This window comes from Campylobacter sp. Cr9, assembly GCF_020138295.1.
In the GTDB taxonomy this organism is placed as follows: Bacteria; Campylobacterota; Campylobacteria; order Campylobacterales; family Campylobacteraceae; genus Campylobacter_E.
Genome location: NZ_JACGBH010000003.1, coordinates 34540 through 56589 on the forward strand (window position 1 = coordinate 34540; position 22050 = coordinate 56589).

Annotated in this window: 20 protein-coding genes and 1 pseudogene; 14 read left to right on the top strand and 7 right to left on the bottom strand. The window is 28.8% G+C overall.

The window, feature by feature from the left end:
• Positions 1 to 37: 37 nt before the first annotated feature.
• The 3 genes from AVANS14531_RS02370 to AVANS14531_RS02380 form a co-directional block, all read right to left on the bottom strand.
• Positions 38 to 1339 (bottom strand): phosphoethanolamine transferase, encoded by a 1302-nt coding sequence (locus AVANS14531_RS02370; RefSeq protein WP_336611190.1) that lies wholly within the window; start codon positions 1337 to 1339, stop codon positions 38 to 40.
• 118 nt (positions 1340 to 1457) lie between these two features.
• On the bottom strand, positions 1458 to 1721 hold the full coding sequence (locus AVANS14531_RS02375) for a hypothetical protein (RefSeq protein WP_336611191.1): 264 nt from the start codon (positions 1719 to 1721) through the stop codon (positions 1458 to 1460).
• Entirely contained in the window at positions 1711 to 2430 is a 720-nt protein-coding gene (locus AVANS14531_RS02380) for a TerC family protein (protein WP_239818133.1), read from the bottom strand. Before AVANS14531_RS02380 ends, AVANS14531_RS02375 begins: the two co-directional genes overlap by 11 nt.
• Positions 2431 to 2491: 61 nt before the next feature.
• Here AVANS14531_RS02380 and aspA point away from each other — a divergent pair, with 61 nt between their 5' ends.
• From aspA to AVANS14531_RS02450, 14 genes and pseudogenes are all read left to right on the top strand, one after another.
• Positions 2492 to 3892, top strand: a complete 1401-nt coding sequence (gene aspA, locus AVANS14531_RS02385; RefSeq protein ID WP_239818132.1) for an aspartate ammonia-lyase — start codon at positions 2492 to 2494, stop codon at positions 3890 to 3892.
• 1098 nt (positions 3893 to 4990) lie between these two features.
• Positions 4991 to 7039: pseudogene (ccsA, locus tag AVANS14531_RS02390) on the top strand (cytochrome c biogenesis protein CcsA); the annotation flags it as partial.
• Positions 7036 to 7467: a hypothetical protein gene (locus tag AVANS14531_RS02395; protein ID WP_336611193.1), complete on the top strand. Its 432-nt coding sequence runs from the start codon at positions 7036 to 7038 to the stop codon at positions 7465 to 7467. The pseudogene ccsA and the gene AVANS14531_RS02395, both read left to right, overlap by 4 nt.
• Position 7468: 1 nt before the next feature.
• On the top strand, positions 7469 to 8512 hold the full coding sequence (locus AVANS14531_RS02400; protein ID WP_336611194.1) for an LptF/LptG family permease: 1044 nt from the start codon (positions 7469 to 7471) through the stop codon (positions 8510 to 8512).
• Positions 8513 to 8528: 16 nt separating this feature from the next.
• A complete protein-coding gene (gene lysA / locus AVANS14531_RS02405; RefSeq protein ID WP_336611195.1) occupies positions 8529 to 9740 on the top strand; it encodes a diaminopimelate decarboxylase in 1212 nt (403 codons plus the stop codon).
• The gene (gene pheA, locus AVANS14531_RS02410) at positions 9721 to 10809 is read left to right on the top strand and encodes a prephenate dehydratase (protein ID WP_239818127.1); all 1089 of its coding nucleotides are present in this window, start codon (positions 9721 to 9723) and stop codon (positions 10807 to 10809) included. Before lysA ends, pheA begins: the two co-directional genes overlap by 20 nt.
• Positions 10806 to 12494, top strand: a complete 1689-nt coding sequence (fliF, locus tag AVANS14531_RS02415) for a flagellar basal-body MS-ring/collar protein FliF (protein ID WP_239818126.1) — start codon at positions 10806 to 10808, stop codon at positions 12492 to 12494. The genes pheA and fliF overlap by 4 nt, the downstream gene beginning before the upstream one ends.
• Positions 12494 to 13522 carry a flagellar motor switch protein FliG gene (gene fliG / locus AVANS14531_RS02420; RefSeq protein ID WP_239818125.1) on the top strand — a complete coding sequence of 343 codons (1029 nt, stop codon included), beginning with the start codon at positions 12494 to 12496 and terminating at the stop codon, positions 13520 to 13522. The genes fliF and fliG overlap by 1 nt, the downstream gene beginning before the upstream one ends.
• Complete coding sequence (locus AVANS14531_RS02425; RefSeq protein WP_336611196.1) at positions 13522 to 14295, top strand: FliH/SctL family protein; 774 nt, start codon at positions 13522 to 13524, stop codon at positions 14293 to 14295. The genes fliG and AVANS14531_RS02425 overlap by 1 nt, the downstream gene beginning before the upstream one ends.
• A complete protein-coding gene (dxs, locus tag AVANS14531_RS02430; protein ID WP_336611197.1) occupies positions 14285 to 16090 on the top strand; it encodes a 1-deoxy-D-xylulose-5-phosphate synthase in 1806 nt (601 codons plus the stop codon). The genes AVANS14531_RS02425 and dxs overlap by 11 nt, the downstream gene beginning before the upstream one ends.
• Entirely contained in the window at positions 16087 to 16596 is a 510-nt protein-coding gene (locus AVANS14531_RS02435; RefSeq protein WP_336611198.1) for a phosphorylase family protein, read from the top strand. The genes dxs and AVANS14531_RS02435 overlap by 4 nt, the downstream gene beginning before the upstream one ends.
• Positions 16593 to 17657, top strand: a complete 1065-nt coding sequence (gene rlmN, locus AVANS14531_RS02440; protein WP_336611199.1) for a 23S rRNA (adenine(2503)-C(2))-methyltransferase RlmN — start codon at positions 16593 to 16595, stop codon at positions 17655 to 17657. The genes AVANS14531_RS02435 and rlmN overlap by 4 nt, the downstream gene beginning before the upstream one ends.
• Complete coding sequence (locus tag AVANS14531_RS02445; protein ID WP_336611200.1) at positions 17638 to 18495, top strand: helix-turn-helix transcriptional regulator; 858 nt, start codon at positions 17638 to 17640, stop codon at positions 18493 to 18495. Before rlmN ends, AVANS14531_RS02445 begins: the two co-directional genes overlap by 20 nt.
• Complete coding sequence (locus tag AVANS14531_RS02450; protein ID WP_336611201.1) at positions 18492 to 18854, top strand: hypothetical protein; 363 nt, start codon at positions 18492 to 18494, stop codon at positions 18852 to 18854. Before AVANS14531_RS02445 ends, AVANS14531_RS02450 begins: the two co-directional genes overlap by 4 nt.
• Before the next feature lie 107 nt (positions 18855 to 18961).
• On the opposite strand, the gene AVANS14531_RS02455 is transcribed toward AVANS14531_RS02450, so the two are convergent.
• The 4 genes from AVANS14531_RS02455 to AVANS14531_RS02470 all read right to left on the bottom strand — a co-directional run bounded on the left by AVANS14531_RS02455 (position 18962) and on the right by AVANS14531_RS02470 (position 22048).
• Positions 18962 to 19435 (bottom strand): hypothetical protein, encoded by a 474-nt coding sequence (locus tag AVANS14531_RS02455; RefSeq protein ID WP_336611202.1) that lies wholly within the window; start codon positions 19433 to 19435, stop codon positions 18962 to 18964.
• A gap of 17 nt (positions 19436 to 19452) precedes the next feature.
• Complete coding sequence (locus AVANS14531_RS02460; RefSeq protein ID WP_336611203.1) at positions 19453 to 19704, bottom strand: hypothetical protein; 252 nt, start codon at positions 19702 to 19704, stop codon at positions 19453 to 19455.
• Between the two features lie 376 nt (positions 19705 to 20080).
• On the bottom strand, positions 20081 to 20707 hold the full coding sequence (locus tag AVANS14531_RS02465; RefSeq protein ID WP_239818116.1) for a helix-turn-helix transcriptional regulator: 627 nt from the start codon (positions 20705 to 20707) through the stop codon (positions 20081 to 20083).
• 69 nt (positions 20708 to 20776) lie between these two features.
• Entirely contained in the window at positions 20777 to 22048 is a 1272-nt protein-coding gene (locus AVANS14531_RS02470) for a D-serine ammonia-lyase (protein WP_336611204.1), read from the bottom strand.
• Positions 22049 to 22050 lie beyond the last annotated feature (2 nt).

The following is a 22050-nucleotide window of genomic DNA, read 5'->3' on the forward strand; positions in this document are numbered from 1 at the left end:
TTAATAATTTTTATTATTTAATATTATCTAGCTTAAGTTAATCAAGTTTTAAAAAATTATCATAATTTATTTCGTTAGCAAATAACCTAATTCTAAATTTATTATATTTTTTATTTATAGGACTTCTACTTTCTTCAAACTCAGCTATTTTTATACCTGCAATATCGCATAATAAGTGTATTAAATCATCACTCATAAATGCTAAATCTTTAGATAATATTAATTTATCTAAAAGTTCTTTATGATTTGTTTTAAAAGAATTTGAATAAAGAATTATAAAAGGAATATCAGCAATTATTTTATCACTTACTCCATGTCCTAATAATGATTTTGTCTTATCATCATATAAACTTTCTGCATGATCACTTAAATAAATTATCAAAGTATCATCATCTTTAAATCTTTCATAAATTGAATAAATAATATAATCAGTATAAAGTATAGAATTATAATATTCGGATATGCTTTTTTTATCTTTTGTATTTTCTTTTATATCACTTTCGCTAAATTTTGCAAATGTTTTAGGATAGCGTTTTTTATAATTTCCATGATTTCCTAAAAGATGAATGCTAATAAAATTATTATCGCTTAATTTTAAATCATTTAAAATAGGAAGTAAAACTTCATCATATTTTGCATAAGCTAAAGTTTCGCTTGAGCTTATATATTGATTAGAAAAATACGCAAAATCACTCATTATTCCGATACTTGCAGCGTTATTACCCCATTCGCTTACATAATCTTGATTTGAAATCCAAAAAGTTTTGTAATTTGCTAATTTAAAAAGATTTACAATATCTAAATTTTCATAAAATTTTCTTTCACTTAAATTATCTAAATTAGCAAAATTAAGCATTACACTCATAACTGGATTTGTAGATGAATAAGGAGCTATTACATCAGAATAAATTATTTTATTTTCAATACTTAATAAATTAGGTGTTGTGTTTAACAATTGTCCATAATCTTGATAAGCACTTCTTCTTGAGCTTTCGCCTATTATTAAAACTATATTTTTTATATTTTCTAAAGCTTTTGTTTTTGAATGCGAATTTGCTATTTGCATATAAGAATTTCTCATTTTTAATGACTCAACTAAGATTTCATTATTTGCAAAAACTTCTTTATGAAATTTAATAAAAGGAATATTAAAATACCTTTCAAAATCATATTTTAAAGCTCTTCTTAAATCGTTTCCAAAGTTAATAAATAAAATCAATACAATAAAAAATAAATTAAATTTATTACCAACTTTTTTAATAATTTTAATTTTTAAAATAAAGAAAGAAAATACTAATACAAAAATTAAAGCAAAAATAGTTTTTGAATTAAAATACATTATCAAAAATTCTATGCTTTCGTTTAAATTAGTGTTAAATAAACTTTCTAAAAAACTTGGATTAATAAAAGTGTGAAAATTGATTACTAAAAAAGTTTGAATAAAAATAATTAAAAGATTATAAATTATTAAAAGCTTTAAAATACCCCCCCCCAAGCTTATTTAAGGCAAATTTCTTACTTATTAAAAATATTATTAAAAATGCTAATAAAGTTAAAAATATTGCACTAATACTGCTAGGCTTTGCATACTTAATACTTAAAATAAAGTCTTGATTAATATTTATTTTAGAAAACAAAGCTAAGCAAAAAATATTGCTTAGCGTAAAATATAAAAATACTCCAAAATGCCTTAAAACAAATTCCGTAAAATTATTTTTCATTATTTCCCTTTTTTTGCAAGATATTTAGCGTAGTATTTACTATACTAAATGCTAAAGCTGTATAAATATATGCTTTTTCTACATGAATATTTAGACCTTCTACAATTAAAACCCCGCCAACTAAAACTAAAAAAGTTAAAGCAAGAGTTTTTAATTCTTGAAATTTCTCAACCAAATCGCCTATCCACTTACTAGCAAACATCATAAACATAACAGCAATAATAACAGCTAAAATCATAATGCTTAATTCATTAGCAATTCCAACCGCAGTAATCACGCTATCAAGCGAAAATACAATATCAATTAAAGCAATTTCAAAAATAACTACGAAAAAATTTGCACTAGCTTTGAAATTATCATGATTGCTAGTTTCGTGTTTATGCATTGAAATTAATTCTTTGATTGATTTTACAATTAAAAACAATCCACCTCCGATTAATACAATATCTCTACCACTAAAATCTTGACCTAAGATACTAAATAAAGGCTTTGTAAGTTTAATAATCCAAAATATACTAAATAAAAGCGCAATACGAGTTAGCATAGCAAAAGCAAGCCCTAAAATACGCCCACGATTTTGCAAATGTTTTGGCAATTTGCTTACTAAAATTGTAAGAAATATAATATTATCTATACCTAAAACTATCTCAAGTAATACTAAAGTTACAAAAGATAATATACCCTCAGTTGTAAAAATCCATTCAAACATAATTGTCCTTTTTATTGATTAAAAAATGCTATCCTAACCGAAATTTTTTAAAGGAGATTAAATGAGATTAGAACACGATTTTTTAGGCGAATTAGAAATCGCTGATGACATTTATTATGGAGTGCAGACTTTAAGAGCTGTTCAAAACTTTGATATTTCAGGAAAGCGTCTAAAGGATTTTCCTAGACTTATCGTATCTTTTGCAAAAGTAAAAAAAGCAGCGGCTTTAGCAAACCACGAATTAGGCTTAATTAATGAAGATGTAAAAAACGCTATTTGTTTTGCTTGTGATGAATTAATTGCAGGAAAATATCAAGACCAATTTATAGTTGATATGATTCAAGGTGGTGCAGGAACTTCAACAAATATGAACGCAAACGAAGTTATAGCAAATATAGCTTTAGAAAAGCTAGGACATAAAAAAGGCGAATATAAATATTGCCATCCAAATGATCATGTGAATTTATCTCAAAGCACAAATGATGCTTATCCAACATCTTTAAGAGTTGCTTTATATGATTATTTAAGCGATTTAATGAAAGCTATGAGCTATTTAAAAGCAGCTTATGAAAGAAAAGCAATTGAGTTTAAAGATATTATTAAAATGGGAAGAACCCAACTTCAAGATGCTGTTCCTATGACTTTAGGAAGAGAATTTAAAACCTTTGCTGTAATGCTTGGTGAAGATATACAAAGAGTAAGCGAAGCAAGAAGCCTTATTTTAGAAATCAACTTAGGTGCAACAGCTATTGGAACAGGAATTAACTCTCACCCTGATTATCCACCAATAGTTGCAAAACACCTTCAATACATAACAGGTGCAAATTTCGTAATAGCAGATGATTTAATAGAAGCCACACAAGATACAGGAGCTTTCGTTCAAATTAGTGGAGTTTTAAAAAGAGTTGCTACAAAACTTAGTAAAGTTTGTAATGACTTAAGATTACTTTCAAGTGGTCCAAAATGCGGCTTAAATGAAATTAACTTACCAAAAATGCAACCAGGCTCATCAATTATGCCAGGTAAGGTAAATCCAGTTATTCCTGAAGTGGTAAATCAAGTTTGCTATTATGTAATAGGAGCTGATGTAAGCGTTACTTTAGCTTGCGAAGGCGGACAATTGCAATTAAATGTATTTGAACCACTTGCTGCTTATAGTTTATTAAATAGTATTTGTATGCTTGAGCGTGCTATGAAAACTTTAGCTGATAAATGTATAGATGGTATAACAGCAAATAAACAAATATGCGAAGATTTTGTGATGAATAGCATAGGAATTGTAACTGCTCTTAATCCTTATATAGGTTATGAAAATAGCGCAAGTATTGCAAAAGAAGCATTACAAACTGGTGCAAGAGTTTATGATTTAGTTTTAGAGCGTAAATTAATGGATAAAGCTAAATTAGATAAAATTTTAAGCCCTGAATTTATGCTAAAGCCTCATATGGGAGAGATAAAATAAAAAAAGAATTTGAAATAGGAAATTGAAAATCCTATTTCAAATTCCAAAATAATAAACAATAATTTAAGCTAAACAATAAAAATTATTATTTATTATTTTTGTTTAAATTTAGCTAATTTTTTTTAGTTAAACTCTAATTTTAATAATCACAAGGAATAATCTATGTATAAAATGATATCAAGTATGAAACTAAGTGTGGTGTTGTTTTTGTTATTTGCCTGTGCTAGCGGTTTAGCAACTTTTATAGAGAGCAAATACGGAACTCCTACGGCGTGGGCTTTAATATATGCTAGTCCTTGGTTTGCAGCTATTCAGGTGCTACTTGGAATTAACTTATTTTTCGCACTTTTTAGATATAAAATGTATGAGAAATTACCACTTTTTATATTCCATATTAGCTTTTTATTCATGCTACTTGGCTCAGCACTTACTAGATATTATGGTTTTGAAGGATATATTCATATTAGAGAAAATGAAACTTCAAATATCGTAAGCTCAAGAGAAGCATTCTTTAGTATAGCAGCTACAAAAGATGGCAAATATTATTCTAATGATGAGTTTAAATATATTAGCGTTTTAGGAAACAATGATATAGATATTAATCTTGATTTAGATGGCAAAATAGCTAATTTAAAATTAGAAAAAGTTATTTTACACGCAAAGCCAAATTATAAAGAAGAGCTTGGCGGAATACCTTTTGTTTTATTAAATGTTTCAGGCGAACAAGGTTCAAGCGCTTTAGCTTTAGAAGAAGGAAGGTTTGTAGTTTTAGGACAAACCGTAATTTCAAATAAGAAAAATATTTCTATGAATGCAAGGCTTTTAGAGTTTAATGAAAACAAAATTAAGGCTAATTTTGACTTAGATATATTTGATGTAAAAACCAAAAAAAGCATTAAATTATTAGCAGAAAATGAATTTAGTTTAGAAGATGGAATGGTTATTTCATTTGATAATTACAAAATAGGCTTTGATAAGTTTTATAAGCATGGAGTAAAATACTATGAAGATAGTAAAGAAAAAGAATATCCTAATGCTTATTTAGTAAAAGTAACCTATGATAATGAAAGCAAATACGCTTATTTATTTGAAGGCGAAGGACAAAAGATAACTTTAGCAAATCAAACTTTTAGCATTTCATATACTGCAAAATTATTAGAACTTCCTTTTAGCTTTACACTAAATAAGTTTGAATTAGAGCGTTATATGGCTTCAAATTCGCCAAAATCATACGCAAGTTATATTAGAATAAACGATGAAGATAACAGCAAGGATTATAAGATTTATATGAATAATGTATTAGATCATAAAGGTTATAGATTTTATCAAAGTTCTTATGATAAAGATGAGTTAGGAACGATTTTAAGTGTAAATCAAGACCCAGGCAAAATCCCAACCTATATAGGATATTTTTTATTAGGTTTAGGGCTATTCTTTAATTTAATTTCAAAAAATTCTCGTTTTATGATACTTACAAAAAGATTAGCAAAAATTAGCTCACTTGCAATATTATTTGCTATCTGTGTGCCTAATTTACGCTCAGATGAGCTTGATGAAGCTATCAATAATGCTAACAAAAACCTACAAGCAATTAGCTTAGAACAACATGTGCAAGATTTAAGTATTTTACCTATACAAAAAGACAATGGAAGAATTGCTCCATTTGGCTCATTAGCACTTGATTTGGTTAATAAAATTCATAAATCAAGCACATATTTAGGCAAAGATGCTACCGAAGTGCTAATTTGGATTATGAGTGATTTTAAAGACTTTTCAAAAGAAAAATTCATATATTTAAGCAATCAAGAAATAAGAGATTTTTTAAATCTTGGCAAAGGCAAATATGCTAGTTTTTATGATTTTTTCCCAAACAATGTTTATGCTTTAAAAGATGAAGTTGAAAAAGCTTTAAGAATGAATCCAAACAAGCGTGGAACTTATGAAAAAGAATTATTAAAAGTTGATGAGCGTTTAAATATTTTATATTACGCATCACTTGGTGGCTATGTAAGAGCTAGTTTTGAAGATGGAAAAGCTTTAAATGTTCTTGAAAGCAGCAAGCCTGATTTAAAAGCTTATTTTTTATCTTTAATAAATGCTTATAAAGACAAAAATTATGCATTAAGTTCAAAAATCTTAAATGAAATAAAAGCAGATCAAGGAACTAATGTTGATAATGCTAAGTTTAAACTTGAAGTAGTTTTTGATAAAGTAGGAGTATTTACAAAACTAAGCCCTGTTTATTTAATAAGTGGTTTAATTTTATTAATCTTAGTATTTGTTAGAATGATTAGTGGAAAAACAAGCTTAAAATTAGCGTTTAAAATAGTGTATTACTTAAATATTTTAGTATTTATTGTGCATACTATCGCACTTGCTATTAGAGGGTATTTAAGTGGCCATGCACCTTGGTCAAATTCATACGAGAGTTTATTATATATTGCGTGGGCTTTAGGGCTTAGTGGTATTGTGTTTTCTAAAAAAAGCCCTATTTCATTATCGCTTACATCAATTCTTGCAGCAATTGTTTTAATGGTAGCACACCTTAGCTCAATTGATCCTCAAATTGGAAACCTTGCACCAGTATTACAAAGCTATTGGCTAACAATTCATGTTAGCGTTATAACTGCTAGTTATGGATTCTTTGGACTTTGTTCTTTACTTGGAATTTTTGTATTAATTTTATTTGCAATGCTAGGTAAAAACAAAAAATTAAATGAAAGAATAAAAGCAAACATAAAAGAAGCAACAATGATAAACGAAATGGCTATGATTTTAGGCTTATCATTACTTACTTTAGGAAACTTTTTAGGTGGAGTTTGGGCGAATGAATCATGGGGAAGATATTGGGGCTGGGATAGCAAAGAAACTTGGGCTTTAGTATCTATTTTAGTATATGCAGCAGTGCTTCACATTAGATTAATTAAAGGAATAAATAATCAATTTTATTTTGCAGTTTGCTCTATGTTTGCGTATTTGAGTATAGTTATGACTTATTTTGGAGTAAATTATTTTTTAAGCGGAATGCACTCTTATGCTGCAGGAGAAGCTGCTAGTGTGCCTGTTTATGCTTATGTTTGCGTAGGTATTATGATATTGCTTACTATAATTGCTAGTAAAAACAAGAAGGAATCAGAACTTTTATGAAAGAAAATATAATTATAGGTGCTGGTGTAGTTGCTTTTTTATTCATTATTATTTTAGTTTTTTATTTCATTATAAAAAGCTCTAAGAATAAAGGCGTTGAAAGTGTTGAAAGTAAAACTTCAAACAAACCAACGAATGCTTTAGATGATTTAATAAAAGCTGCAAAAAGTGCTAATTCATCAGCTTCATTAAATAAAGTTGTTTTAGCTTTTATTCAAACTCAAAGTCTTGAAGCTAAAACAACAGGACCTTTAAGCGAAGATGCAAAGAAAAAGCTAGGTTTTATAAGTGCAGTATGTGCAAATAAATGCGCAGAAGCTAAAATCATAGCTTTTTTAAATCATGAACTAGGTAAAAGGTATCCAAGTTATAGAAGAGAAATTGATTTATACGAAAATTTAGGGCTTGCTAAAAGAAGGATGAAGTAAATTGAATAAACTTTATTTTAGGTATCTAGCGAGCCTTTATCTTAAAAATTGTTTAATTTTTATTATTGCTTTTGTAGGTTTTTATTTATTTATTGATTTATTAATAAATTATAAAAAACTACATATTAATACAAATATATTTTTGTTATATATTCTTTATACTATGCTTACGGCTTTTTATTATATCTTGCCAATTGCTTTAATATTGGCGTCAATTTTTACAAAAATTTCTTTAATTAAAAAAAATGAATTTATAGCTTTTTATTCTTTAGGACTTAGCAAAAACGCTAGTGTAATTCCAACATTATTTATATCTTTAATTATTACTTTTTTTGCAATTTCGCTAAATTACACAAACATAGCTTATGCAGAAAACTATAAAAGCAATATTTTAAAATACGGATATTTAAGCAAAGAGCAGATGGATTTGTTTTTTAAATATCAAGATGATTATATTTATATAAAAAGCTATGACAAAGCTAAAATGCACGATATTAAAATAATGAAAACTCAAAATAATGAAATAAGCAAAATAATCACAGCAAAAACTGCTTCTTTTATCAATAATAACTGGGTTTTAGAAGATGCAAATATCACGGAATTTAAATTAGGAAATAGCTTTGATGATACTTATATAATAAATCAAAAACTTGAACAAGAAATCATCTTAAAAGACTTTAAGCCTGAGATTTTAGATAATTTAGGAACTGATGATAGCTCATTAAAAGATGCCTTTTTTTACCTTAATAATTTTGAAAGCAACAAAAACATAGCAAGAGCTAGTATTTATAAGCAAAGCATATTTTTATTATACGCTCCATTTTTTGCTCTTATTATTTTTTATAATATCCCTATTATGCCAAGATACAATGATTTAAACATAATTGCTTTAAGCTATATATGCTTATCTTTATTAGTTTATGGAGTTTTATTTTTATTATTAAGATTTGCAAGTAATGGTGCTATAAATCCAGAAATTGCTATTCTTTTACCAATAAGCATAATTATTGTATATTCATTAATGAAGTTTAATAAAAATAAGTGATTATTAAGGAGAAAAAATGGACTTTTTAAAACTTGCAAATGGTATTAATACGCCTTTTTATTTATACGATTTTAATGAGATAGAAAATAGATTTAATAGTATCAAAAAAGCCTTTAGTGGGGCAAAAAATAATATTTTTTATGCCGTAAAAGCAAACTCAAATTTATCATTACTTAAATTATTAGTAAATCTTGATAGTGGATTTGACTGCGTTAGTGCAAATGAAATAAGAAGAGCTTTAAAGGTTGGTGCAAAACCTTATAAGATTATCTTTAGCGGTGTAGGTAAGAAAAAAGAAGAATTAGAGTTTGCAATAGAGCAAAAAATTTTATATATAAATATAGAAAGTAATGCTGAATTAGAACTTTTAGAAAGTATTGCAAAAGAAAAAAATGTAATTGCTAACATAAGCATTCGTGTAAATCCAAATATCGATGCAAAAACTCATCCATATATCTCAACAGGACTTAAAGAAAATAAATTTGGCGTAAGCATTGAAGATGCAAGAGCAATGTTTTTAAAAGCACACAAGTCTGAGTTTTTAAACCCTATCGGAGTTCATTTTCACATAGGCTCAAACATTTTAGAGCTTGATAGCATTATTCAAGCAGCTATTTTGGTTGAAAAATTCATCAAAGAATTAAACACAGCAGGACTTAATATAAAATTCTTTGATATAGGTGGCGGTGTTGGAATTAAATACAAAAATGATGAAATAGAACCAAACTTAGATGAATTTGCAAATATTATTAAAAATATAGCAAGAGCACAGGATTTAACAATATGCTGTGAGCCAGGTCGCTATATCGTTGGTAATGCAGGATATTTAGTAAGCAAAGTTTTGTATGAAAAAACAAACGAAGGCAAAAGATTTGTAATATGTGATGCTTCTATGTGTGAATTAATTCGCCCAAGCTTATACGAAGCTTATCATGAAATTTTAAGTTTTCCTGGTGAAAATAAGCTAAATGAAAGTTCTTTAGCTGATTTAGTAGGTGGAGTTTGTGAAAGTGGAGATTTTTTAGCAAAAGATGTAGTTTTACCACCACTTAAGCCAAATGATTTAATAGTTATTAAAAGTTCAGGAGCTTACGGATTTGTAATGAGCTCAAATTATAATTCAAGAACAAAAGTCGCTGAATATGCTTTATATAACAATGAATTAAAATTAATAAATAAAGCTCAGAGTTTTGATGAATTAATTGCTAATGAATTATGTTGTTTGTGAGTTTGTTATGAATTTAGAAGATATTAGAAAAAATATTAATAAAATCGATGATGAAATTATCAAATTGTTAAACCAAAGAATGGAATTTGTAAAGCAAGTTGGGATTTTAAAACACCAAGAAGGAAGTCCTATTTATCGCCCTGTAAGAGAAAACGAAATTATAAATAGACTTAGTGAAAATTCTAATGGTTTATTAGGTAAAGACGCTATTAAAGCAATCTATCAAGAGATTTTTGCAATTTCAAGAAATCTTGAACTCCCTCAAAGAGTAGCCTTTTTAGGGCCAATCGGAACTTATACTCATCAAGCTGCAAGGCTGTGGTTTGGAGCACTTAGTGAGTATATTGAGCTTGCAACTATTGAAGATGTATTTACAAGCCTTGAAAATGATGAAGTATCTTATGCTGTTGTTCCTATTGAAAACAATACAGAAGGTGGAGTTGGAGCTACTCTTGATGCTTTAGCAAAATACGATGATATTTTAATATTTGCCGAAAATTATTTAGATATTCATCACTCATTTGCAAGCACGGTTGATGATATTAAAGATATTAAAGTTATTTTTTCACACCCACAAGGCTATAATCAATGTAAAAAATTCTTAGAAGCTCATAATATTTTAAGCGTTGAATTTGTCCCTGCAAAAAGCACAGCTGCTGCTGCAAAATTAGCTAAAGAAACTCCAAACTCTGCAGCAATTTGCTCAAAAATAGCAGCAAAATTAAGCGATTTACCTTTAATGTTTGAATGTATTGAAGATAATAAGGCTAATAAAACTAGATTTTTAGTTTTAAGCAAGCATTGTGCTGAAAAGGGAGCTAATTCAAAAACATCAATTCTAGCAAATACAGCCCATAAAGCTGGTGCTTTAGTTGATTTACTTAATGAATTTAAAGAAGCTAATATAAACCTTACAAAAATTGAATCAAGACCATTAAAGAAAAAGGAATTTGAATACGGATTTTACATAGATTTTGAAGGTCATTACAATGATGAAAATGTTCAAAAAATCTTAAAAGGTAAAGAAAATATCAAATGGCTTGGCTCATACTTAAAGAATGATAAATGATTAAGCAGTTTTTACAAGGTATAGGCAAGTTTTATTCAGGACTTGAGAAAAAGCAAAAAATTACTATTATTGCAGCTATTGTTGCAACCGTTGCTTTTATAGTATTTTTGCTTGTATATAACTCAGGAAATAATAAAAGTTATGCAGGTTATGCAGTATTATTTGATGAATTAGATACTAAAAATTCAGCTGCAGTAGTATCAATATTAGAAAAAAATCAAGTAAATTACATTTTAAAAGATGAAAGCACTATTTTAGTTCCAAGTGCTGATGTTTATAAACAGCGTTTAGAAGTCGCTAGTGCAGGAATTTTAAAAGATAATAAAGTTGGTTTTGAAATCTTTGATAAACAAGAATTCGGAGCTACTGATGAAGAGCAAAAAATCAAGTTTAAGAGAGCTTTAGAAGGCGAATTAGCAAGAACAATTGAAAGCTTAAATCCTATTCATAAAGCAGTAGTTCATATAGCATTTGGAAAAGATTCTTTATTTGTAAAAGAAAAAGAGCCACCAACAGCATCAGTTGTTTTGAATATTAAAATGGGAATGAAATTAAGCCAAAAGCAAGTTTTAGGAATTAAAAATCTTGTTGCTTCATCGGTTGCAAGCTTAACTCTTGAAAATGTAAAAATAATAGATCAAAATGGCGTTAATTTAGGTGCTGATGATGTTTCATTAGATGTAGATGAATTAAGCGCACAAATTAATTATAAAAAAGATTACGAAAACGCATTAGAGCAAAAAATCATAAATGTATTAGCTCCTGTTCTTGGTGGCTGGGATAGAGTTGTGGCTAGAGTTAATGCTGATTTTAATTTTGATAAAGCAAATAGTCAAAGCGAAGTATTTGATCCAAACTCAGTAGCAAGAAGTGAACAAAGCTTAGAAGAAAAAAAAGAAGGTAAAAAAGGCAAAGAAGTAGGCGGAGTTCCTGGAGCAATCTCAAATATAGGTCCTGTTCAAGGCATAGAAGATGGTGAAAATAAAGAAACTTATAGCAAAAACCAAAGCACAATAAACTATGAAATATCTAAGAAAATTACAACCGTAAAAGGTCAATTTGCTAATTTAAACAGAATTAGTGCAGCCGTAGTTGTAGATGGAAAATACGAAATTGATGAAAATGGCGAGATAAAATATGTAGCAATTAGCGAAGATGAGCTTAAAAAATTAAATATTTTAGTAAAAAATGCAATAGGATTTAATGAAAGTAGAGGCGATAGTGTAAGTGTTGATAATATTAGATTTAACAATATTAAAGCACCTGTTCCACCATCAATTAAAATTACTAATTTCTTAGAAAGCTATATAATGCCATTCATTCCACCTGCAAAATATATTTTTGCAATGGTTTTAATGTTTGTATTTTATAAAAAGGTTATTTCTCCGTTTGTTAAGAAAATGCTTGAAGATAAAGTATTTACGCCTGAAGAATTAGAAGAAATTAAGCGTGAAGAAAATTACGAAGATGAAGAAGATGCAATTGAGAAATACCAGCAAGCTAAAAGAAGAGTGGAAGAACAACTTGGAATTGATGCTGGATTTAGTGAAGATGAATTACAATATGATATCTTGCTTGAAAAATTAAAAACAATTAGCACAGAAAAAAGTGATGAAGTTGCAATGCTATTTAAGAGCTTGCTTAAAAACGATGCTGAGTTTAATCAATCTCAAAAGGATATGTAATGGCAAACCTTACAAACGAACAAAAAGCTTTATATAATGATTTAAGTATCTTAGAAAAAATTGCTATATTTTTAATCCAAATGGGAGAAGAGCCTAGCACATTGATTTTTTCTAACCTAGATACTGAAATGGTTATAGAAATTACTAAGCACATTGCAAACGCAAGAAGCGTTGACAGAGCTGTTGCAACTGCTGTATTAGAAGAATTTCATACCTTACTTAAAACAAATCAATATATTAAAAATGGAAGCTTAGAGTTTGCAAAAGAGATTTTATACAATACTTATGGTATTGAAGAAGCTGAAAAAATCTTATCAAAACTAGCTAAGACTTTAGATGGAAATCAAGCCTTTTCATATCTTAGTAATATTAAACCACAGCAATTAGCAGACTTTATCGTAAATGAATATCCACAAACAATAGCTTTAATTATTGCACATATGGAGCCAACTAGAGCTGCTGAGACTTTGGAATTTTTTGAAGATGATTTAAGAAGTGAAGTAATTCATAGAATTGCAACTTTAGGTGATATTAGCCCAAGCATTATTAAAAGAGTTTCAACCGTGCTTGAGAGTAAATTGCAATCTCTTACTTCTTATAAAGTTGAAGTTGGTGGAACTAGAGCTGTTGCTGAAGTACTTAATCGCTTAGGTCAAAAGTCAAGCAAATCAACTATTGCTTACTTAGAGCAAACCGATGAAAAACTTGCAACTACTATTAAAGATATGATGTTTACTTTTGATGATATTACCAAGCTTGGAACTACTGCAATTCGTGAAATTTTAAAAGTTGCAGATAAGAAGGATTTAATGGTTGCTTTAAAGGGTAGCACAGAAGATTTAAAAGGAATGTTCTTATCTAATATGAGCCAAAGAGCTGCAGAAAGCTTTAATGAAGAAATGGGCTTTTTAGGAGCTGTTAGGGTAAAAGATGTTGAAGAAGCACAAAGAAAAATCGTTGAAGTTGTTCAAAAACTTAATGAAAGTGGCGTGATACAACTAGGCGAAAGTGATGAGATGATAGAATAATGAAGACTATTATTACTAATAAAGCAAAAGAACATCATGTTCAAAACTATAAGTTTAAAATATTAAGCTCATTTGATAATGAAGAAACAAAGGAAGCACCAAGCATTGAAATTGAGCAAATAAAAGAAGAGCCGACACCACCGCCTCCACCTCCTCCACCACCGCCTCCTCCGCCAAATCCAATAAACGAGGAAATGCTACAAAAAATGGAAGAGTTAAGCTCAAATGTGGTAAAACTTCAAATGAAACTTGAAAAACAAGAAGAAGAATTTGAAAAAAGACTTTTAAACGAAATTGAAGTAGCCAAAAAAAATGCTTATGAAGAAGGCTTAAACGCAGGCAAATCTCAAAGCGAAGATAAAATAAACGAGCTTAGCATAAGTGTTGCAGCTAGTGTTAAAAAACTTGAGAATAAATGTCAAGAATTAAGCGATTTTTGTGAAAAAACAAAAGCCGATTTAAATGAAGCTGCATATTTGATAGCAAAAGAAGTAATTAATAAAGAACTAGAATCAAGCTCAGCAAAAATCGCTCTTGCATATGCAAATACAATAATGCAAGGAATTGATAAGAGTATTAAAATAAAAATAAGTGTAAATCCTAAAGATTTTGATTATTTACACCAAGAATTATCATCAAATAGGATTGAAATAATCGCAGATGATGCTATTAATAAAGGCTGTTTGATTGTTAATTCAGATACTTTAAATACTCAAATTAATTTAAAAGAAAGATTAGCACAAGCAAGGAGTATGATATTAGATGAAGAATAAAATAGATAGTATCAAAACCCTTAATGAAGATGAATTAAAAGAATTATGTAGCGAAATAAGAGCTGAAATTATCAAGCAAGTTAGTATAAATGGCGGACATTTATCATCTAATTTAGGTGTTGTTGAACTTAGCGTTGCTCTTCATCATTTATTTGATGTGAAAAAAAATCCACTAATTTTTGATGTATCTCATCAATGCTACGCTCATAAGATTTTAACAGGAAGAAAACTTGATAATCTTAGGCAATTTAACGGAATTAGTGGCTACACAGAGCCAAACGAAAGTGAATATGACTTTTTTATAGCAGGGCATTCATCTACTTCAATTTCACTAGCAACTGGGGTTGCAAAGGCATTTAAACTTAATAAAAGCAATGCAATTCCCATTGCAATTATTGGTGATGGTGCTATGGGAAGTGGCTTAGCATACGAAGCTTTAAATGAATTAGGGGATAGAAAATATCCTAGCATAATAATTTTGAATGATAATAAAATGAGTATTAGTAAGCCAATAGGTGCAGTTTCAAGATTTTTATCACAAAGCCTATCAAGTCCTATTTATCAAAAATTTAAAAAAGGCGTTGAAGCTGTGCTTGAATACTTGCCTGAAGGTGCGAAATATACTGCTAAAAGATTTGAAGATGGCTTTAAATTAATAACTCCTGCAGGAATGTTCTTTGAAGAATTAGGGCTTGAATACATTGGACCAATTGACGGGCATAATATTGCTGATTTAATCACTGCTTTAAATCTTGCAAAAAGTCTTAAAAAGCCTGTATTATTGCATGTTCAAACAATCAAAGGCTATGGCTATGAGTATTCAGTAAATGATGAAGGCGATTGGCATGGGGTTGGTGCTTTTGATATAAAAACAGGAAAGAGCTTAAATAGCTCTAATAAAGCTAGTGCAACAGCAATTTTTAGCGATATTTTAGACGAACTTGCAAGTAAAAATGAAAAAATCGTAGGGCTAAGTGCAGCTATGCCAAGTGGCACAGGAATGGATAAATTAATTGCTAAATACCCAGAAAGATTTTATGATGTAGGCATTGCTGAAGCTCATGCAGTTACTTCAATGGCAGCTATGAGTAAATGTGGTTTTGTGCCTGTTGTAGCGATTTATTCAACCTTTTTGCAACGCGCATATGATAGCTTAATTCATGATAGCGCTATACTTAATCTTGATATGGTTTTTGCGCTTGATCGTGCAGGAATTGTAGGAAATGATGGTAAAACTCATCAAGGAGTTTTTGATATTTCTTATCTTTCTTGCATACCAAATTTTAAAATTTGTGCTCCAACTAATACAAAAAGCTTTAAACTATTGCTTGAATACGCTACAAGTAAAGTTGGTCCCATAGCTATTCGTTATCCAAGGGGTGCATTTACTTTAGATGAAAGCTATGAAGCAAGCTTAAAAGCTCATTATATTAAAAACACTAATTCAAATATTAGCTTTTTAGGTTTTGGAGAAGGCGTTGCAAAGGCTTTAGAAGTTAACAAAGAAATTAATGCAAATGTTATTGATTTGGTATTTGCAAAGCCACTTGATGAAGACTTTTTATTAAATCTATCAAAAAACTCAAATGAATGGCATATATTTAGCGATAGTGTAAAAATAGGCGGTCTTCAGTCTATAATCTCAAGCTTTATACTTACACATAATCTTGATATAAAATTAATATCTTATGAATATGAAGATGAATTTATTACTCATGGAAACACAAAAGAAGTTTTACAAAGTCTTAAGCTTGATGCAAATGGTATTATTAATAAAATTAAAGGCGATAAATGATAGTAAGTGCAGGTTTAAATGAGACTTTTGAATGGGCTAGTCCTATTGGAATAGGAAGTAATTGCTCTATAAAACTTAGCGAAATAATACTTAAGCAAAATCCAAAAAGACTAATTTTCGTTGGCTCGATGGGGCTTTATGATAAAAGCAAAGAATTATTTAGTATTTATGAATTTAATAAGGCCTGTAATATTGAACTTAGTGCGTTAGATGATTTAGCATATACGCCACTTAAATTTGATGAAATTCCTAATCTAAATTCTTCTAATTTTATTTGCAAAAATTATGAATATGCAAAAAAAATGCACGAAAAATACGGCTTAATTGGTGAAAACATGGAATGCTTTAGTTTTTTTAGCACAGCAAGATATTTTAATATTAAAGCTAGTGCAATTTTAATCGCTACTAATTATTGCGATGAGTTCGCACACGATGAGTATTTAAAAAATACAAAAAAAGCAAATGAATTATTAGAAAATTACTTAGAAGATAAAGGGCTTTTATGAAAGAATTACTAGATTTTTTACCAGAAGAATATGGACTATCTCCAAAATATCTAAATAACGAATTAGCTAAATTTGTTTATCAAAAATATATAGATGATTTTAGCGATGCTACAAGCTTATCAAAAGCCCTAAGAGAGCAATTAAAAAGCGAATTTAATATAATGCCACTAAGCTTAAAAATCGCTCAAACAAGCATTGATGGTAGTATAAAATTCTTATTTTCTTTACATGATAATCACACAATAGAAAGCGTTTTGCTTCCTATGAAAAAAGAGCGTATAGAAAACGGAATTAAAAAAAGTGCAAAATATACAATTTGTATAAGCAGTCAAGTTGGGTGCAAAAGTGGTTGTTCGTTTTGTTTGACTGGTAAAAGTGGGCTTATTAGAAATCTTAGCACTGCTGAAATTGTTGCTCAGGTTTTATTTATTAAAAAATATGCAAAAATCCCTTATGAGCAAGGAATAAATATTGTTTTTATGGGAATGGGAGAGCCACTTGATAACTTAAAAGCAGTTAGTAAAGCAGTTAAGATTTTCTCACATAATGATACTTTAGCGATATCACCACGCCGTCAAACAATCTCTACAAGTGGTCTTGCAAAACAAATTGAAGAATTAGGCAAAATGAACTTAGGAGTATTGCTTGCAATCTCACTTCATGCTGTAAATGATACTTTAAGAGATGAATTAATGCCTATTAATAAGGCTTATAATATTGAAAGCGTTTTAAATGCGGTAAGAAATTTCCCTATTGATGCTAGAAAAAGAGTGCTATTTGAATATTTATGCTTAGGCGGAATTAATGATGATTTAAGCCATGCAAAAGCTTTAGTAAAATTATTACACGGAATTAAGGCTAAAATTAATCTAATATATTTTAACCCACACGAAGGAAGTATTTATAAACGCCCAAGTGAAGAAAAAGTAATTGCTTTTAGAGATTATTTACAAGCACACGGACAAAACGCTACCATTAGACAAAGTAAAGGACTTGATATTAGTGCAGCGTGTGGACAATTAAGAAATAACGAGGATGAAAATGCAAAAACCAGCCTTTAGAATAGCTCAAATTTTAGTAAGACTTTATAATGAAGAAGTTGTAAATAAACACGAATTAGCAGCAGAATTTGGAGTAAATGCTAAGACAATTCAGCGTGATATTAATGAAAGACTATCAAGACTACCGATAATTGCTAGAAGAAATGGAGATTATACTTTAGATAAATCATATATCAAAAGCAATCACGAAGAAATTAAAAAATTAATAAAAATATTTGATATTACTATGCTTCCTACTAGAATTAGTGATGAGTTTTTGGATACTTTATGCAAGCAAAAAGAACTTCCTATCAAAAGCATTAAGCATAATGAAATTGATGATATTAGCTTAATTTATGAAGAATTAACTAAGGCTATTTTAAATAATTTAAAAGTTAAAACCAACTACAACGCAAAAGAAAGAATATTAATGCCTTATAAATTAGTAAATCATCAAGATATTTGGTATTTACTAGCTTGTGAAGGAGCAGAGCTTAAAAGCTTTACTTTATATAAAATGAAAAGCCTATCAGTAAGTAATGAAGAATTCACACCAAATGAAAGCACAAAAGAACTGATTGAAAACAATTCAAGCAGTTTTATATCAAGCAATGTTACTGAAGTTATTTTAGAGCTTGATTATGTAGCAAAGGAATATTTTTTAAAAAGAGCAATATTAAAAAATCAAAGAATAATCTCAAGCCATTTAGACAAAATTATAATCCAAACCGAAACTTGCTACGAAGATGAGTTAATAAGATTAGTATTTCAATGGATTCCGCATATTAAAATACTTGAGCCAAAAAGTCTTGCAAACGAATGCAAAGCAAGAATAAAAGAATATTTAAAACAAATATGACAAAACAAGATATTTTTAAAATTATTTGCGAAGAATTAAAATCTTTAGAACTTAGCAATTTAAATTATGAAAATATAAACATATTTAAAGAAAGTATTTTAAAAGATGGTGAAATTATTAGCGAAGAAGAATTAAGATATATTGATTATGCTAATTTGCTTTTAGCAATTAATTCTAAAAAATCTTTAATTCATGCAGTAAATATCATAAGTAAGCTTAAAAATTATGATATGAACGAGTATAAAATAGCTTTAGAAAAATGTCTTAAAACCATTGAAAACACACAGCATTTTAAGGAATTAGAAAGAAGCCTACTATTATTATCATTAGCTGAAGCCATAAACAATACTAAAAATTAAAAGAATTACGAAATAGGAATTAGACTTAATTTAAGGTGTTGAAAGTTTTATAATATTTTTAAGTTTTTAATTAAAAGAGCTCTAGTTGTGAGCTCTTTTGTAGTGGTTTAATACATTTCTTTCATTTTTATTTCTTTAAGTTTTTTTTCGGCAGATTTTATACCATTTTTAACATATCTTATTCTATTGTTTATTTTTTCTGCTAAGCTCTTATACATATAATAAACTTCTTCGTTATCTTTATATTTTTCAACACGTTCATTTATTTCTTTTTGTAATGGTATCATATCATTAATAAGCTCATTAGAGAGTCTATAAATTAGGTCATAATCTCCGTCTGTTTTTAAATGATATAATTTTAAAATTTGTATTTTACTGTGACGGTTATCGTCATCTCTTGTAAATTTAGAACATTCTTCTTCTAATTGCTTATAGTTCATTTTTGAATAATCAATTACTTTTTTGCTTACTTTGGTTGTAGTGTTTGTTTTTACACTATCAGTAGTTGCTGCCGTTGCAGTAAGTGTTGTAGCTGTTAAAAGCACCATTGTTAATGTTTTAAAGTTTAATAATTTTTTCATTTTTTCTCCTTTTTTAATTAATTTTTACGCTTTTTTATAATATTTATTATTACAGATGTTATTGCAAATGTTATTGCAAAGGCGATTATGTAAGATATATAATATTCACTTGTATCTCCATAAAGTTCAGCCATATCATACGCATCTAGATAATCTCTTACTATATTGCCTCCTGTCCAACTTAAAAATATAACAGGTGCAATAAAGAAACTTCCTATAATGCTTGCTACAATACTAATAATAAAAGTTTTAATCGTGTATTTTTTCATTTTTTTCCTTTATAAATTGTTTTTTAATTTTTTAGATTTTTGTTTTTAAGTAAATTAGTTTGATTTCATTGTGATTTTTTATCCATAGCAACTCCTTTGATTTAATAGAAGGTTATTGTAATACCCCCCCCCATTAATGAAAAGTTAATAAAGCTAAATAAATAATTTTAAGGATAAGAATAATTTGGATTTGAAATTTCATTTTTTTTACAAACTACTGCTTTAACTAAGCAAAAGCTAAAAGTAATATGAGTTAATTTAATATAGATTTATATATTTTGTTTTTATATTTGATGAAAAAGTTTGAAATTGTTTTTTAATTTCCTATTTCAAATTCTTTAAAAATTTTGTGGAATTTGAAATAGGAATTTAAATGCTAAAATTTTTGCTTTGATTTGTTAATACAGCGATAAATGCTTGATTCTGAAAGGTTTAAAAGATTAGCGATTTCTGTAATTGAGCCTTTTATATTAAATATACCTTTTTCATAGATTTTATCTACTATCTCTTGTCTTTGTTTTGGCTTTAAATTAGTATTTTTTAATTCATTTACACTAAGTCCTGTAAGCTCTAATATAAGCTCGTTTAAATCAAGGCTTAATACTTCTTCATAAGCTGCTTCTTCAATAGGTGCGTCATTACCTAAAATCTGTGCTGCTATGTTTTCTATCCTAGTTTTATCATAGTTTATACATAGCATTCCACTTAATTTATTGCCTTCTTTGATAAAAAAAGTGCTACCTTTTATGTTTTTGCCACCTGCACTTGCTTTATAATTGCTTAAAAAATCTCTTTCTTCATAAATCTTTTTATTTACAAGTTCAAGTGCAAATCCTGTTATAGGAGAATTGATACTTCTTCCACTTATATGGTTGTTTGCAATTTCTGCGATACTCATACCATCATCATTTATATCATGCAAAACCACTTCATAATCTTTGCCCAAAGCATGAGCTAAAAAATGCACTAATTTTATATATTCACTTCTTGTTTGTTGATTCATAAAGCCCTCGGTAAATGTTTTGTAAATTATACTTATTAAAAGTAATAATAAGCCCTATTTCTAGGGCTTTTATAATAGCTCATCACCTGTTTTAATAAATTCAGCCATTTCAGCGTCTGGCACCATACTTCCGCCTGTTGCCCATATTAAATGGATTGCGTTTTTGTGTTCTGTATGTAGCTCATTTGCGATTAATAAGCCTTTAACACCTGCTAAAGCTGAAGGCTCAAGCTTAATGTCTTCACTTCTTGCAAGTAAGCTTAAATATCTATACATATTCTCATCACTTACCGTAAAGCTTCCATCAATCACACGCTCTAAAACTTTTCCAACAAGCCCACTAGCACGACCAACAGCAAGTCCATCAGCAGCAGTAATATTATCAAGTCCAATATCTGCAACGCTTATATCATTATGTTTTCCAGTAGCAAGTCCAAGTATCATGCAAGGGCTATGTGTAGGCTCTGCAAAAAAGCATTTTACATTCTCGCCAAACTCAGCCTTAAGACCATAAGCAACCCCACCAGGGCCACCACCAACACCGCAAGGAAGATAAACATAAAGTGGTCTATCTTTACTAATAGTAATGTCTAGTGCTTGTAATTGTCCTTTTAATCTTTTTGCAGCAACGCTATAACCTAAAAATAAATTATGTGAATTTTCATCATCTATAAAATAGCAATACGGATCACTCTCAGCACTCTTTCTTCCTTGCTCAACTGCAACGCCGTAATCGCTCTCATAAGTAATTACATTGCAACCATGCTCTCTTAGCATTTTTTTCTTCCATTCTTTAGCACAATCACTCATATGAACTTCTACTTTAAAGCCTAGTTTTGCACTCATAATTCCTATTGAAAGACCAAGGTTACCTGTTGAGCCTACTGCGATTTTATATTTACTTAAAAACTCTTTATATTTTGGATCAGCTAGTTTTGAATAATCATCATCAATACTAAGCATATTATTTTCTATTAATAAATCTTCTGCATGTTTTAATACTTCATATATTCCACCACGAGCTTTGATTGAGCCTGAAATAGGTAAATGTGAATCAAGTTTTACATATACATCACCATTAATACTAGCACCACTTAATTTCTCAAGCTCTTTTTTATAATTATTTATGCAAGCTAATGGACTTTCTATAATTCCATTTGTTTTGCTTGTAGCTGGGAAAATTATCTTAAGTAAAGGTGCAAAGCGATTAAGTCTTGCTCTTGCATCTTCAACTCTATCAAGTTTAATTGCACCTTTATTTAATTCGCCTAGAACATCATTACTAAGATTAGGATTAACCCAACTTGTTTCTTTCATTGCTTTTAGATTTTCAATTAACATTT